17 protein-coding genes are annotated in these 13,800 nt (G+C 67.1%); 8 read left to right on the forward strand and 9 right to left on the reverse strand.

Features of this window, described 5'->3' with window-relative positions; translation table 11 throughout:
• Positions 1-51 precede the first annotated feature (51 nt).
• Positions 52-654 (forward strand): TetR/AcrR family transcriptional regulator, encoded by a 603-nt coding sequence (locus tag ABFX36_RS16705; RefSeq protein WP_039866831.1) that lies wholly within the window; start codon positions 52-54, stop codon positions 652-654.
• 49 nt (positions 655-703) lie between these two features.
• Positions 704-1,075, forward strand: coding sequence for a hypothetical protein (locus tag ABFX36_RS16710; protein ID WP_375004041.1), 372 nt, complete (start codon positions 704-706; stop codon positions 1,073-1,075).
• A 31-nt stretch (positions 1,076-1,106) separates the two neighbouring features.
• Here ABFX36_RS16710 and ABFX36_RS16715 read toward each other — a convergent pair whose 3' ends face one another.
• The 3 genes from ABFX36_RS16715 to aztA form a co-directional block, all read right to left on the reverse strand.
• Positions 1,107-2,225 carry a linear amide C-N hydrolase gene (locus tag ABFX36_RS16715; RefSeq protein ID WP_045538207.1) on the reverse strand — a complete coding sequence of 373 codons (1,119 nt, stop codon included), beginning with the start codon at positions 2,223-2,225 and terminating at the stop codon, positions 1,107-1,109.
• A gap of 172 nt (positions 2,226-2,397) precedes the next feature.
• On the reverse strand, positions 2,398-3,312 hold the full coding sequence (gene metA, locus ABFX36_RS16720) for a homoserine O-acetyltransferase MetA (protein WP_045538208.1): 915 nt from the start codon (positions 3,310-3,312) through the stop codon (positions 2,398-2,400).
• Positions 3,313-3,387: 75 nt separating this feature from the next.
• Positions 3,388-4,020: a zinc ABC transporter ATP-binding protein AztA gene (gene aztA / locus ABFX36_RS16725; protein WP_346077463.1), complete on the reverse strand. Its 633-nt coding sequence runs from the start codon at positions 4,018-4,020 to the stop codon at positions 3,388-3,390.
• 48 nt (positions 4,021-4,068) lie between these two features.
• Here aztA and aztB point away from each other — a divergent pair, with 48 nt between their 5' ends.
• The 4 genes from aztB to aztD are packed head-to-tail and all read left to right on the forward strand — an operon-like array spanning position 4,069 to position 8,347.
• Positions 4,069-4,926: a zinc ABC transporter permease AztB gene (gene aztB / locus ABFX36_RS16730; RefSeq protein WP_052692401.1), complete on the forward strand. Its 858-nt coding sequence runs from the start codon at positions 4,069-4,071 to the stop codon at positions 4,924-4,926.
• A 46-nt stretch (positions 4,927-4,972) separates the two neighbouring features.
• Complete coding sequence (locus ABFX36_RS16735) at positions 4,973-6,166, forward strand: hypothetical protein (RefSeq protein WP_045538210.1); 1,194 nt, start codon at positions 4,973-4,975, stop codon at positions 6,164-6,166.
• On the forward strand, positions 6,163-7,095 hold the full coding sequence (aztC, locus tag ABFX36_RS16740; RefSeq protein ID WP_346077466.1) for a zinc ABC transporter substrate-binding protein AztC: 933 nt from the start codon (positions 6,163-6,165) through the stop codon (positions 7,093-7,095). The genes ABFX36_RS16735 and aztC overlap by 4 nt, the downstream gene beginning before the upstream one ends.
• Before the next feature lie 49 nt (positions 7,096-7,144).
• Positions 7,145-8,347 carry a zinc metallochaperone AztD gene (aztD, locus tag ABFX36_RS16745; RefSeq protein WP_346077468.1) on the forward strand — a complete coding sequence of 401 codons (1,203 nt, stop codon included), beginning with the start codon at positions 7,145-7,147 and terminating at the stop codon, positions 8,345-8,347.
• Positions 8,348-8,401: 54 nt separating this feature from the next.
• Here the strand turns inward: aztD and arsB are convergent, their stop codons facing one another.
• The 4 genes from arsB to ABFX36_RS16765 all read right to left on the reverse strand — a co-directional run bounded on the left by arsB (position 8,402) and on the right by ABFX36_RS16765 (position 10,380).
• Positions 8,402-9,493, reverse strand: a complete 1,092-nt coding sequence (gene arsB / locus ABFX36_RS16750; RefSeq protein ID WP_346077470.1) for an ACR3 family arsenite efflux transporter — start codon at positions 9,491-9,493, stop codon at positions 8,402-8,404.
• The gene (locus ABFX36_RS16755) at positions 9,490-9,873 is read right to left on the reverse strand and encodes an ArsR/SmtB family transcription factor (protein WP_045538211.1); all 384 of its coding nucleotides are present in this window, start codon (positions 9,871-9,873) and stop codon (positions 9,490-9,492) included. The genes arsB and ABFX36_RS16755 overlap by 4 nt, the downstream gene beginning before the upstream one ends.
• Before the next feature lie 77 nt (positions 9,874-9,950).
• A complete protein-coding gene (locus ABFX36_RS16760) occupies positions 9,951-10,094 on the reverse strand; it encodes a hypothetical protein (protein WP_346077473.1) in 144 nt (47 codons plus the stop codon).
• Complete coding sequence (locus tag ABFX36_RS16765) at positions 10,069-10,380, reverse strand: AAA family ATPase (protein WP_346077475.1); 312 nt, start codon at positions 10,378-10,380, stop codon at positions 10,069-10,071. Before ABFX36_RS16765 ends, ABFX36_RS16760 begins: the two co-directional genes overlap by 26 nt.
• Before the next feature lie 131 nt (positions 10,381-10,511).
• On the opposite strand from ABFX36_RS16765, the gene ABFX36_RS16770 reads away from it, so the two are divergent.
• Positions 10,512-11,198 carry an FUSC family membrane protein gene (locus ABFX36_RS16770; protein WP_346077477.1) on the forward strand — a complete coding sequence of 229 codons (687 nt, stop codon included), beginning with the start codon at positions 10,512-10,514 and terminating at the stop codon, positions 11,196-11,198.
• 314 nt (positions 11,199-11,512) lie between these two features.
• Positions 11,513-12,448, forward strand: coding sequence for an FUSC family protein (locus tag ABFX36_RS16775; protein ID WP_346077479.1), 936 nt, complete (start codon positions 11,513-11,515; stop codon positions 12,446-12,448).
• On the opposite strand, the gene ABFX36_RS16780 is transcribed toward ABFX36_RS16775, so the two are convergent.
• Positions 12,420-12,980 (reverse strand): hypothetical protein, encoded by a 561-nt coding sequence (locus tag ABFX36_RS16780; protein WP_231875765.1) that lies wholly within the window; start codon positions 12,978-12,980, stop codon positions 12,420-12,422. The genes ABFX36_RS16775 and ABFX36_RS16780 overlap by 29 nt on opposite strands.
• Positions 12,981-13,238: 258 nt before the next feature.
• Complete coding sequence (locus ABFX36_RS16785) at positions 13,239-13,748, reverse strand: GNAT family N-acetyltransferase (RefSeq protein ID WP_346077481.1); 510 nt, start codon at positions 13,746-13,748, stop codon at positions 13,239-13,241.
• Between the last annotated feature and the right edge of the window lie 52 nt (positions 13,749-13,800).

The raw sequence follows: 13,800 nt of genomic DNA on the forward strand, positions 1-13,800 counted from the left end.
AGTGGCGTACGGAAGCAGTCGGCGTCGAAGCCGGGGGACGGGCAGGCGCCGATGACGCGTACCCAGCGGCGCGCCGCGGCGACGCGTCAGGCGATCGTCGACGCCGCGCGCGAACTCGTCGCCACCCGCGGCACCGATGCGCTGACCCTCGATGCGGTCTCCGAAAGCGCGGACGTCGCAGTCCAGACCATCTACAACAGGGTCGGCGGGCGGTCGGCGTTGCTCACGGCGGTGGCTGAGCAGGCGATGAGGGAGAGCCGGGTCTACATGGACGCCGCCTACGACGCGGAGGGGACCGCAGAGGAACGCCTCCTGCTGGCGGCCGCCGCCTACGCCAAGTTCGCCAGGGAACGGCCGCACGAGTTTCGCATCCTTGTGGAGCCGCCCGACGAGCCGGACGCCGTCGCCCACATCGCAGAGCTGACGGGGGAGCAGAACGCCAAGCTCGCGGCGACCATCCGCGCGGGCATGGCCGACGGCAGCGCACGCTCCGATCTCGATCCGGACGATCTGGCGACAGCCTTCTGGGCCACCCTCAACGGACTGCTGGCACTGGCCTGGCGTCCCGGGGCGCTGCGTGCCGACCACGATCGGCTCGACCGATTGCTCGCGACGTACATCGCCACCGTCGCCGACGGGCTTCGCTCGCGCTGAGCGACCGGCGAGGCGTACGCTGATAGGCCCGAGCAGCCAGGAGACGACGATGTCGATGCGCCCCAGCCCCACTGTCGTTCGGACCGCTGTCGTTCGGACCGCCGCGATCGCGGCGGGGATCGGAGCCATGGCGCTCTTCGGCTCCGCCGGCCAGGCGGCCGCGGATGTCGCTCCGGGCTCCTACACGTCAACGACCTCGTCGTCCGGGATCGTCCTTCTGCAACGTGATGCCCGCGTCGAGGGCGATCAACTGGTACTCATCGGGCGGTACCCGATTCATCGGACTGCCACCGGCGGCTATGTCGACCTCTTCCCGGGACATCGCGTCATTCTCAACAGCGACGGTCACGGCGGCTACCGGGGCCCGGCCTATTTCGGCGGCGCCGTCATCGGCGCGATCACTCTCACGCCCCACCGCTGACCGGACACAACCACGGGGTTCGTCGAGATTCCTACTCTGAGGCGATGAACTCGGCGATCTTCGCCTCCACCTTCTCCTGGATCCGCTCCGCCCGCGTCTCCGCCGACTTGAGCGGATCGATGGTCTTCGCAGCCTCCGCTACGAGTTCGCCGATCAGCTCACTCTGCTTCACCGAGACGAGGTGAAACTTGCGGTGCTTCTTGAACTTCTTGGTGACGTTGCCGGAGAGGCCGTGTTCCACTTCGAGGTGGTCGACCAGGTTCAGCTTCCACTCACCCGAACCCTCACTGAAGTCGAGCTCCGCCAGATCGACCCAGACGGTGTTCGGTCGCGTGGTCGATTCGAAGACATAGCGGAGATTCGTCAGATCGATCACCACCTGCCAGAGGGTGGTGGAGGCGTCCGGCTTCCCCGGCTCGGGGTTCCGGAAGGGTTGCGCACAGTTCCGGATGATGCTGCCCATCGCGGCGACGGCTTCCAGCCGCGAGGACGGCCGCGGCTGATTCCGCACGTAGTACAGGGCACGTGCGAAGCGGTCCTCGGCGCGGCAGGTGCCGGGGATCGGATCCTCACCGCCGAGTCCCTCGTACTTCTCGACGAGCTCGAGTTGCCGGTCGTATGACGGTGAGTTCGTCATCACCCAGTAATCCCTGCTGTGGAAGACGTTCAGCTTCCCGTCGATGTACTCGAAGATCACCGAGTCGCCGTCGGCGTCGTCGAGCGCGAGGTGGATCGCGGGCTTGCTGCCTCCGGTCGGGTCGGCCATCGGAACCACCTGGGGGTCGTTGGCCCGGGTCCACTCGACGGCCTCGGCCACGGTGGCGAAGTTGTCCAGGTAGTACTGCATCCACACGGACATGGCGAGCTGCGGGCGCGCCGGATCGGGCGTGCCGTAATCCGACTCCGCCAGCCACAGGACGTGTCCGGCCAGACCCTTCTCGTTGACCCCGTCGGCGGAGATGATGTCGTACACTCCGGCGACCACGCTGCCGTACTTCGCGGTCCACGAGAGGCCTCCGCCGACCCGGTCGTCGCGCTTCACACCGCGGGGGAGCTTCCAGAGGTTGGTGTGCAGATCGCGCGCGAAGTCCATGTTGCGTCCGACGACCACCGAACCACCCGCGTCCGGCCACATAACACGTGTACACATACGTCAATCGCTTTCGTCGCAGTTCAGGCGCGGTGAGCAGTGGGCTCAGGCGTCACTGTCAGCCTAAGGTGCCCCCGCGGGGCCCGCGTCGCGCAAGGCCGTGGCGGCACGGATCAGTCCGGTTTCTGCACAGAGCGGAGCCCCTGCGCCGAAGTCGGCGATCGATCGGGTCTCAGACGCCGTTCGGATCGAACGGCGTCTCCTGGTAGACGCAGTAGTTGAGCCAGTTGGTGTACAGGAGGTGACCGTGTCCGCGCCAGCGGTTGAGCGGGAGCGCGGTCGGGTCGTCGCCCGGGAAGTAGTGTGCGGGCACCGCGACGTCGCTCTGCTGGTCACTGTCGCGCCGATACTCGCGGGCCAGCGTGTCCGCGTCGTACTCGGGATGCCCGGTGACGAAGACCTCGCGACCGTCGGGAGTGGCCGCCAGGAAGACGCCTGCCTCGTCGCTCACGGCCAGCACCTCGACCGCACCGGTCGCCTCGATGTCACGGGCGTGGACGTCGGTGTGCCGGGAATGCGGGGCCAGGAACTCCTCGTCGAAACCTGTGACGAGCGGCGACTTCGCGCCGGTGAGGCGATGGGTGAACACGCCGGAGATCTTCTGGCGCACTTCGTACTTGCCGACCCCGTAGTGCCGGTAGAGCGCAGCCTGCGCGCCCCAGCAGATGTGCAGCGTCGACTGCACGTTGCTGCGTGTCCAATCCAGGATTCTGGTCATCTCGGGCCAGTAGTCGACGTCCTCGAAGTCGAGCCTCTCGATCGGGGCCCCGGTGACGATCAATCCGTCGAAGTGCTTGTCTGCCACATCGTCGAAGGTCGAATAGAACGACTCGAGATGACCGGGCGGCGTGTTCCGCGAGACGTGGCTGGACATGTGCAGCAAGGTGATCTCGACCTGCAGCGGGCTGTTGCTCAGCAGTCTCAGCAACTGTGTCTCGGTCGCGACCTTCATCGGCATCAGATTCAAGATCGCGATCCGCATCGGGCGGATGTCCTGATGCCCCGCGCGCTCGTCGGACATGACGAAGACCTTCTCCGCCTCCAGGACGGCCCGGGCGGGGAGATCGTGCGGCACTGTGACGGGCATAGCCGATAAGTCTAGTCTGGATGCCCGTGGCGCGCCCCGGACCGGTGCGGGAGCCGACCGCGCCGGCCCCGACGGTCATCGCGACATCGACGGGCTCGCGAGCTCGATGACCGTGTCGGCGAATCGAATCTCGTCGCGATCATGCGACGCCACGACCACCGTCTTACCGGCGTCCGCGTGTTCCCGCAGCAGGGTGCAGAGGAGCTCTCGCGTCCCGGCGTCCAGCGCCGTCGAGGGCTCGTCGAGGAGATAGAGATCAGCCGGCTGAACCAGCGTCTGCGCGATCAACACCCGCTGGCGCTGCCCACCCGAGAGGTCGCGCATCCGAGACTCCCGCAACGGCGTCATGCCGACTCGTTCGATCATCTCCTCTGCCGCGCGCCGCTCACGCCGTGCCATCGGGCGCCAGCACGGCACCTGTCCGAAGGTCCCGATTCGCACGCAGTCCCGGACGGTCAACGGCAGTCCGTCGATGTGCTCGCTGCGCTGTGTCAGCAGAGCGGGGCGTCGCGGTCGGGGCGTGATCTCGCCGGCGTCCGGTGTGCGCACTCCGGCGATCAGTTCCAGCAGCGTGCTCTTGCCCGTGCCGTTGGCGCCGACGAGGGCGGTGACCGCCCCCGGCTGCAGAGTCGTCGTCAGATTCTCGAGGACCGTCGTCGCGCCATAGCTGAAGCTCAGCCCGCGCACGGTGTAGCCGGTGGCAGTCAATCGGGACCCCTTCGAGTTAATGAAATTGATAACCGTTACTGTTAACGCGTGATCCCAACGATACTGGAGCCGTTCTCGGTCGCGTTCATGGCGCGCGCGCTGTGGGCCGGCGTGGTGCTGTCGGCGCTGTGCGCACTCGTCGGGGTGTGGGTGATCGCCCGCGGCATGACCTTCCTCGGCGAGGCGATGGGACACGCCATGCTTCCCGGGGTCGCGGTCGCGGCGCTGACGGGGGTCGACCTGATCGTCGGCGCGGCGGCGAGCGCGGTGGTGATGGTGCTCGGGGTCGAGTCCATGCGCACCCACCGCGACTTCGGCCGGGACACGAGCATCGGCTTGCTGTTCGTCGGACTGCTGGCGGTCGGGGTCATCATCGTCTCGCACTCCTCGTCGTTCGCGACCGACCTGACCGGCTTCCTATTCGGTGACGTGCTGGCCGTCGACGACGGCGACCTCGTGCGGCTGTGCGTACTCGTCGCGGCGGTCCTGGCGGTGACAACGCTGTCCTACCGGGGATTCCTCGCGGTGACCTTCGATGTCCGCAAGGCGCGCACGCTCGGTCTGCGGCCGACCGCGACCAATCTGCTGATGGTCCTGACACTCGCCGTCGCGATGGCGGGCGCCTTCAGCGTGGTCGGCACCCTGCTGGCCTTCGGCATGCTGGTGGCGCCGTCGGCGTCCGCACTGCTGATCGTGCGCCGGGTTCCCGCGGCCATGCTCGTGGCGTTCGGATTCGGCGCCCTCGCCACTTTCGTCGGGCTGCTCGTCTCCTGGCATCGGGCCACGGCGGCCGGTGCCACCATCGCCGCGACCGCGGTCGTCCTGTTCTTCCTCACCCTCGCACTCCGCACCATCGGACGCGCGGTGCTGCGGCGTGCCCGTGGCATCGCCGACCCGACGACATGAAAGGCGAACACTTTTGCCCAATCGAACGCGAACAGTCCGAACAGCGATGACGGCGCTCGCGACGTCGACTGTCATCCTGGCCGCCGGCTGCGGCGCCGACGAACCGGCTCCGCAGAACGGGTCAGCCGGCAGCGACCGCCCGCACGGCTACGTCGAAGGAGCCAAAGAGAAGTCCGAACCCCAGATCGCGCTCGCCGTCGCCGCCCGGAACGGGAAGAAGCTGAGCTTCCTCGACCCGGCGGAGGAGAGCACCGTGACGGTGGACCTGACCACGGAGGCGCAGCGCCTGGACGAGGACGGCCGTTTCGTCTACGTGATCGACGGCGACACCCTGGAAGTGGTGGACAGCGGCGGCTGGACCGTCGATCACGGCGATCACGTTCACTACTACCGGGCGACGACCGAGCCGCTCGGCACGCTGACCGTGCCCGCGGCCGTCACGACCGTGTCGGGAGCGGACGAGATCACCGCGGTGGGCGCGCGCGGAGGCTCGGTGACCGTGCTGGACCGGCGGGGTCTGGAGAACGGTTCGGCCCCGCGCCCGATCTCGACCATCGACACCCGCAGCAGTGCGGGTTTCGCCGTGCCCTACGCAGATGGCCTGGTGCTGGGCTTGGGCGACGGTCCGGACCGCCCCGCCTCAAGAGTCGTCTTCACCGATCGGGACGGAAATCCCCGCCGACCGGCCCAGCCCTGCGTCGACCCGCAGGGCCCGGCGCTGCTGCGCAACGCGGTCGCGGTGTCCTGCGCCGAGGCGATCATCCTCTTCACCGACAGGGGCGGCGAGGTCGCCGCACAGGTACTCGACTACGGACGCAGGGGACCGCGGGCGGGTGCGTTCGGCGTTCGGCCACGCAGCAACCGGGCCGTCGCGGCCACCGCGGCCGGCTCGTGGCTGCTCGACTCCTCGGCAGGGTCGCTTCGGTGGGTGCCCTCGGCCGACCGGCTGTCCGCCGCTCTGGCCCCGGGGCGCGACGAGACGCTGATCGTGCTCACCGACGACGGTGAACTGCGCACCCTGGCCGTCGACCCCGCAACCGGCGCCGGGCGGCCGGTCGCGACAGCCGGTGCGTCTGCGGGCATGGCCGGGAAGGTGCTGACCGCCGACACCGGCCGGGCGTACCTCTCCGAGCCCACGGCCCGAGCCGTTCACGAGTTCGACTACGGCGACTCCCTGCGCAGGACACGCACCCTCCCGGTCGACGTCGAGCCCGAGCTCATGGTCGAGGTCGGTCGATGACGCCGCCGCGTCGCCTCGTGGCGACACTGCTCGCAGCGGTGATCGGGACCCTGCTCGGGACAGTGGCGCTCACCGGCTGCGGCATCGCGCACGACGACCAGCCGCAGGTGGTGGCGACCACCAACATTCTGGGTGACGTCGTCGGTCGGCTGGTGGGTGATCAGGCGACGGTGACGACCCTGATGAAGCCGAACGCGGACCCGCATTCGTTCGCCGTCTCGGCCCGCGAGGCGGGCGCCATGCGCAATGCGGACCTGATCGTCTACAACGGGCTGGGCCTGGAAGAAGGCATCGAGCATCATGTGCGCGCCGCGCACGACGACGGGGTCCCGATCGTCGAAGCCGGCGGGGCCGCCCGACCGATCACGTTCCGCACCGGTGAGACCTCCGGAGCCGCGGACCCGCACTTCTGGACCGACCCGACCCGGATGCGCGACGCGGTCCGTGCCGTCTCGCACCGGCTCGCGGAGATCGATGGCGTCGACCGGGCCCGGCTGAGCGCGAACACCGAGGCGTATCTCTCGGAGCTGAACGATCTGGACGAGTGGATGCGCGGGCTCTTCGCGGCGATTCCCCAGGATCGCCGCAAGCTGGTGACGAATCACCACGTATTCGGCTATCTCGCTGATCGCTACGGCTTCGAGGTGATCGGCGCCGTCGTGCCGAGCGGTACCACCCTCGCGTCGCCGAGCAGCTCCGACCTGGCATCGCTCGCGACGGCCATCCGGACCACCGCGGTGTCGGCGATCTTCGTCGACACGTCCCAGCCCGACCGCCTCGCGAAGGCCCTCGCAGCCGAGACCCGGACGGCGGTCGCCATCGTTCCGCTGTACTCGGAGTCTCTCGACGAGCGGGGCACCGAGGCAGACAGCTACATCGCCATGATGCGAACCAACGCTTCTCGTATCAGTTCAGGTCTGTCGCGTTGACCCGTCCCGGGCCTCGACGGACACCCATGTGAATGAAAGGTGACAGTGAATGATGCTCAGCAACCGAGAGTGGGTGCGGCACAGCAGGGTAGTGCTCACGCTGGCGGCCGCGGCCGCCCTCACGATGACCGCGTGCTCGTCGGCCGATGACGAGTCGGCGTCGTCGAGCACGCCTCCCGACGGAACCGAAGTCGCCGAACCGATCGCCGTCACCTACGACGGAGGCATCGCGCTCCTCGACGGCACCAGCCTCGACGTGGTGAGCAAGGTTCCGATGGACGGATTCACTCGCGTCAATCCGGCGGGAGATGACGACCATCTCATCGTCTCCGACGAGAAGGGGTTCACGGTGATGGACGCCTCCCATGCCGAATTGACCGATCTCGTCTATCCCGGGGAGAAGCCGGGTCACGTCGTGCTGCACGGCGGTAAGACCGTGCTGTTCACCGACTCCACGGGGTCGGCGCTCTCGTTCGATCCGCACGAACTGTCGGACGGCGCACCGACCACACGCGAATACACGAGTGCGAGTCCGCATCACGGCGTCGCCGTGGAACTCACCGACGGGACTATCGTCGCCTCGGTGGGCGACGAGGAGAACCGGCGCGGAGCGCGGGCCGTCGACGCTCAGGGCAGACAGATCGCTCACAGTGATCAGTGCCCGGGAGTCCACGGAGAGGCGGTGGCGTCCGGAGAGGTGGTCGGGCTCGGCTGCAAGGACGGGGTCCTCCTGTTCAAGAACGGCGCGTTCGTGAAGGTGCCCTCCGTCGATCCGGAGTACGGCGCCACGTCCACTCAGGTCGGCAGCGACGCGTCGCCGGTGCTCGTCGGCGACTACAAGACCGACCCGGATGCCGAGCGCGAATTCCCCACGCAGTTCGCTCTGATCGATACCGCTGCCCAGAAGCAGCGGTTGATCCAGATGCCGGGCGGCGCCAGTTACAGCTTCCGCTCGCTCGGCCGTGGACCCGGCGGCGAAGCTCTGATCCTGGGCACCGACGGACATCTGCATGTCTTCGACGTCGTCTCCGGCGCGAACGTCAAGTCGATTCCGGTGGTCGGCAAGTGGCAGGAACCGATGGACTGGCAGGAGCCGCGGCCGTCCCTGTTCGTCCGTGACGACACCGCCTATGTGACCGATCCCGCGACGAAGACGATCAAGCGGGTGTCGTTGTCGACCGGCACGGTGAGTGCCGAGGCGTCGCTCGACGTGACACCGAACGAGATCAGCGGAACACTCCACAAGCACTGACCGTGGTGTGAGCCTCGACGCCCCGGCTGTTCCGGTCTCGGAACAGCCGGGGCCTCAAGCGTTTTCGGCTCCGTCTCCGTCCCCGGGAGAGTCGGCGGCGAACCGTCTGCGCAGTGCGAGAGATACGTACACGAGTGCGACGAGGACCGGGACCTCGATCAGCGGGCCGACGACGCCCGCGAGAGCTTGGCCCGATGTGGCGCTGTACGTGCCGATGGCCACCGCGATGGCGAGCTCGAAATTGTTGCCTGCCGCGGTGAAGGCCAGCGTGGTGGTCCGCGCGTACCCCAGTCGCATGGCCGCGCCGAGAAGGTAGCCGCCGCCCCACATGATCGCGAAGTAGGCCAGCAGCGGCAGGGCGATCCGAGCGACGTCCCACGGCTTGGAGGTGATCTGGTCGCCTTGGAGGGCGAAGAGGATCACGATCGTGAACAGCAGACCGTAGAGAGCCCACGGTCCGGCCTTCGGGAGAAAGGACTCCTCGTACCACTGACGACCTCGTCGGCGTTCGCCGATCCGGCGAGAGAGGTAGCCGGCCACCAGCGGGATGCCGAGGAATACCAGAACCGATTGAGCGATCTGCCACGGCGAGCTGTCGATTCGCGTCTGCGGCAGTCCGAGCCAGCCGGGTAAGACCGACAGATAGAACCAACCGAGCACAGCGAACATGACCACTTGGAACACCGAGTTGATCGCCACCAGGACCGCGGCGGCTTCGCGGTCGCCGCACGCGAGGTCGTTCCAGATGATCACCATGGCGATGCAGCGCGCCAGGCCGACGATGATCAGGCCGGTGCGGTATTCGGGGAGGTCGGGCAGCATCAGCCACGCGAGGGCGAACATCAACGCCGGCCCGGCCACCCAGTTGAGGAGCAGCGAGGCGACGAGGAGCTTGCGATCGCCGGTCACGGTGTCGAGCCGGTCGTAGCGGACCTTGGCCAGCACCGGATACATCATGATCAGCAGTCCGACAGCGATCGGCAGGGACACGCCATCGATCTGTATCTTCTCGATGGCCGTGCCGAGCCCCGGGACCGCGCGGCCGAGCAACAACCCCGCGGCCATGGCCGCCCCGATCCAGATCGGCAGAAAGCGATCGAGTCCGGAGAGCCGTGCGGCCACCGGTTCCGTAGAGGTGCCGGTCATGACGCGCACGGGGTGCCGGTGGGCTGGTCCACCGGAGAGAGGACCGCGGTAAGCGTCGCCAGCGCTTCGGGGACGACGCGGTAGTACACCCAGGAGGCGCGGCGCTCGGATGCCACGAGGCCGGCCGCCTTGAGCACCTTGAGGTGATGCGAGATCGTCGGCTGCGCGACATCGACGGCGGGGGAGATGTCACAGACGCACGCTTCGCCGCCGGCGTGGCTGGCGATCAAGCTGAAGAGGCGCAACCGTATCGGGTCGGCGAGCGCCTTGAACACCGACGACACCTCGCCGGCGTCCTCGACGCAAAGCGGCTCGCGGACGAGAGGGGAGCACCGCTGCATCGTTCCGGTCCCGACGGCGGCCGTTGACTGATTCGACATACTTCGATATTGACGTCCATCGATACTGTGGGCAAGTCGGGTGAGCGCTCCCCGGAAGCTCCGGCCGGGCCGACCGATCAACCACGCAGACCGAGCTCAGCGAGAATCAACTCGGCGCGCTCGGCGACGCCCACTTTCGGCAGGACGGTGACGCTGTAACCGAGTTCGTCGTACCTGCGCAGTAGACGGCCGTATTCACTGACTGCCTCGTCGAGCCCCAACTGCCGTTCGTCGTCCGCTGACCAGCCCGCGATCGAAGAAGGTCCACCGGTCGGCGACGACGTCCTCGCGATCCCAGCGCGCGAGGTCGATGCACGCTCGCGCGAACCGGTCTGCGTCCTCCCACGGCAAGGCGTGCCCGCCGGTGCGGAGTTCTTGCCGGACGATTCGGCGACCGGGCTCGTCGACTGTGCGGTATCCGTGAGCCGCCAGATGCTCGAGCACGGTGGATTTGCCTCCACCCGAGCACCCCGACAGAACCACTGCGCGCGATTGACGGCCGTACATGTCTTCTCCTCTGCTCTGAATTCGCTTGGACTTCGTCTTGGCACGGAACGGAGTCCGCCATGGCACTGAAGGGTCTGACACCACCGATAGAGTCAGTTCACACCCCGTGCTGCTCGGCACAAGGAGTCCCGGTGCTGTCCCCGATGCGTTCGCTCGCCGACGATCCTCGATGGTCCTGGATGCGCGAAACCGTACGCGTTCGTCCGGCGGAATTCCCCGTGGGACATGCGATCCGGTCCGGAGCGGCGGTCGGCGTGCCGTTCATCGTCGGAGCGCTCACCGACCACATCGTCACCGGGATGTGGATCGGTCTGGCCTGTCTGCTTCTCGCAGCGGGCGAGCGCGAAGGAACCTACCGGCTGAACTTCACGATCATCGCGGTATCGACACCGATCGCGGCGGCCGGATACATCCTCGGATACTCGCAGGACATGCCACTCGTCGCGCTCGCCATCCTCATGGCGATGCTCGCACTCCTGATGGGTCTGCTGGCAGGACTCGGGCCTGCTTTCTCGGTGGGCGGAATGCAATTCTTGCTCACCTCTTCGATCGCGATCGGTGTCGACGGGATTCACAATTGGTGGGTGCCGCTGGGGCTGTACTTCGCCGGCGCAGCGCTCTATGCCGTACTGCTCGGGCTGGAGGCGCTGATCGTCCCAGACCGACCGCAGCGCAAAGGGCTACAACCGCTCTTGGAAGCTCTGGCGGAACTCGCCCGGGCTCGGCACGGCGATCTGCTGGTCGGGGGCGCGCAGACCACGGATGCACGTATCCGCACCGACGCCGCCTACTATGCCGCGCGTGACCGACTTGCGTAACTCCCGCTGCGCCGGCGCACGAGGTGGTGGTCGCTCACTGACGACGTCCTCGACGCAGCGGAGGGGATTCAGGCTCTTCTGGTCGGCGAAGAGGACCCGGACGTCGCGGAGGCCGCTGCGCGACGCCTCGAAGCGTTTGCCGACGGCATCACCCGCCACGAGTCGATCTCGACACCGGTGCCGGTGCGCACCGACGGCGCGTCGGCGCTCACGCTGCGCATCGACCGGTTGCAGGACGCGCTGACCGCACCGCAGCGCAGCGCACAGAGCCGCGTCGCCTGGTCACGCCGGTCTCGGCGACGATCGATTCCGAGGTGATCCGCGCTGCGGTCAGGCTGGCACTGTGCTTCGGTATCGCCGTCGGGGCCAAGTGGTACTTCCCGTTCAGTCACTGGTTCTGGGTGCCGCTGACGGTCTGTCTCGTGATGAAACCGGACTTCGGTTCGGTGTTCTCGCGCGCGATCCTGCGTATCATCGGGACTCTCATCGGTGCCGGCGTTGCCACCGTGATCATCGTGCTGGTACCGAAGGGCGTCGGCTTCGGCATCGCCATCCTGCTGATCTCCGTGTTCATTCCGTGGCTGATGATGCGCTCGTACTCTCTACAGGCAGTCGCCATCACGCCGGTGGTGATTCTTCTCGTCGCCGCGATCACTCCCGCAGAACAGGACAACTACTCTGCACAACGCATCGCGGCGACCGCCATCGGCGGAGCTGTTGTCATCGTCTTCGGCTACCTTCTCTGGCCGCACTCCAGGAGAGTGTGGGTGCACCAGGTCTTCGCCGAAGCGATGGGATCCATCGCGACCGAACTGACCTATGCCGGAACTCCGATTCCGCGTGACGATGCGGGTCCTGTCGGACGACGGCACGACGGCGTTGTCCGTGCTCGACGTGCGGCCGCCGCCTCGCTCACCGAGCTGAGCGCTCGGCTCCACCGAGCGCTGGCTGAGCCACCGCCGAGCGACGCCGTGGCCGCGGCCTGGTTGCCGGCCGTCGATGCGGCGCAGCAGTTGGCCGACGAGGTCGCCCGGTACGCCGCCGACAGGCTCTCCAACCGTGCGCCGGCGAATCCCGACGGTGCACGCGATGTCGCCGACGCCGTCCGAGCCGCCGGGCGGATCCCAGAACAGGGGAGCGACCCCCGCGCCAGTGCTGTCGATCAGCAGAATCTGCGTACAGGCGACGGTCTGGGTGCGATTGTCGACAGACTCGCTGAAGTCATGGGGCTGGTTCCGCACGGACGCTGACCCGGTCGCTGTCCGTCATGAGACGTTCGTCTAAGTCGCACGATGCTCGGTCATCGAGAGACACCCGTGCAATCGGGAACGCGATCGCGGCGATCACGAGCAGTCCTGAACACGCTCGGGGCGACAGTCTCGTGTGCCACAACATCATTCCGAGTAGCAGGAGTGCGAGCGGGAACGTCGGTCCCGCCAGTAGGAACATCACCGTACCAGCCGCCGGGTAGCCGTCGAATGCCGCGAGAGCGGATGCGTCGTCGACTCCGAACACGTCCTCGAAGAACCCCTGCAACCCGAACGCGACTGTCCCGAACATGCCGATCAGCACCAGCAGGAGCCACAGTCCGGCCGCCAGAGGAAGTCGCGAGCGTACCCGGTCGTACTGGCCGATGAGTCCGAACACCCACGGCACCGTCGACACTGCGATCAGCATGCCGCCCACCGCGCCGTAGTGTCCGTCCTTCCAGAATGCCGGCGACAGTGCGAACAGTGCCGGCCCGATAACCAGCCCGAGGTCGTTCAATCGGGACACCCGCATGCGGCCAGCGTAGCCGCCATGGGCGTTGTGCAAGCGGGCATCGCGTGGCTTGATGGACCAGCCGTCGTACGACCTCCCGAAAGAAGATGGGCAGGAGGGTATTAGAGGTCCACTCGGCTTCGAAGTCCGACCCGTAAGTGCCAAGCCGGATGTTGACTCGTGTCGTATGGGCTGCCGGATTCTACTGGATACCCTGCGTATCACTTCGATGCGTATTGCTGTGGTTGGTGCGCTCGAAATTGCGCGTATCCGGCGATGTTAGGCGTTGCTGCGGCGTTCGATGAGGACGACGTCTCGCCAGTGGCCGTTGTGTTGGCCGATGCGTTCTCGTGTTCCGACGGTGCGGAATCCGTGGGCGTGGTGCAGTGCGAGGCTGGCGTGGTTCTCGGGGAAGATTCCTGTTTCGATGGTCCACACTCCTGCGGTTTCGGTGGAGTCGATGAGCGCTTGTAGGAGTGCGGTGCCGACGCCCTTGCCGGAGTGGTTGGGGTCGACGTACACACTGTGTTCGATGACGCCGGTGTAGACGCACAGGCTCGATGCCGGTGATGCGGCGATCCATCCGGTGACGTTGCCGTTGGGGTCGAGGGCAACGAATCGGTGGTCGGGTAGGTGATCGCGGTCGAAGTCGGGCCAGGTTGGGGCGGCGGTCGCGAAGGTTGCGTTGCCGGTGTCGATGCCGGCTTGGTAGATTGAAGCGCCCTGGGTTTGATGGAGACTCGCGCTATTTGATTCCGACCAGCTGTTCGCGGTCGGCTTGGACAGCATAGAACGCGTGCTCGAACTCGGCGGGCGGGACGTCGCCGAGGTATCCGTGGAG

It is taken from the genome of Gordonia cholesterolivorans (assembly GCF_039531975.1).
Taxonomy (GTDB): domain Bacteria; phylum Actinomycetota; class Actinomycetes; order Mycobacteriales; family Mycobacteriaceae; genus Gordonia; species Gordonia sihwensis.

Excerpts from the sequence above, each read along its gene's own strand:
- ABFX36_RS16705 (WP_039866831.1), top strand. The coding sequence starts at position 52 with ATGACGCGTACCCAGCGGCGCGCCGCGGCGACGCGTCAGGCGATCGTC.
- ABFX36_RS16710 (WP_375004041.1), top strand. The coding sequence starts at position 704 with ATGTCGATGCGCCCCAGCCCCACTGTCGTTCGGACCGCTGTCGTTCGG.
- ABFX36_RS16715 (WP_045538207.1), bottom strand. The coding sequence starts at position 2,225 with ATGTGTACACGTGTTATGTGGCCGGACGCGGGTGGTTCGGTGGTCGTC.
- metA (WP_045538208.1), bottom strand. The coding sequence starts at position 3,312 with ATGCCCGTCACAGTGCCGCACGATCTCCCCGCCCGGGCCGTCCTGGAG.
- ABFX36_RS16735 (WP_045538210.1), top strand. The coding sequence starts at position 4,973 with ATGACGGCGCTCGCGACGTCGACTGTCATCCTGGCCGCCGGCTGCGGC.
- aztC (WP_346077466.1), top strand. The coding sequence starts at position 6,163 with ATGACGCCGCCGCGTCGCCTCGTGGCGACACTGCTCGCAGCGGTGATC.
- aztD (WP_346077468.1), top strand. The coding sequence starts at position 7,145 with ATGATGCTCAGCAACCGAGAGTGGGTGCGGCACAGCAGGGTAGTGCTC.
- arsB (WP_346077470.1), bottom strand. The coding sequence starts at position 9,493 with ATGACCGGCACCTCTACGGAACCGGTGGCCGCACGGCTCTCCGGACTC.
- ABFX36_RS16755 (WP_045538211.1), bottom strand. The coding sequence starts at position 9,873 with ATGTCGAATCAGTCAACGGCCGCCGTCGGGACCGGAACGATGCAGCGG.
- ABFX36_RS16765 (WP_346077475.1), bottom strand. The coding sequence starts at position 10,380 with ATGTACGGCCGTCAATCGCGCGCAGTGGTTCTGTCGGGGTGCTCGGGT.
- ABFX36_RS16780 (WP_231875765.1), bottom strand. The coding sequence starts at position 12,980 with ATGCGGGTGTCCCGATTGAACGACCTCGGGCTGGTTATCGGGCCGGCA.
- ABFX36_RS16785 (WP_346077481.1), bottom strand. The coding sequence starts at position 13,748 with ATGCTGTCCAAGCCGACCGCGAACAGCTGGTCGGAATCAAATAGCGCG.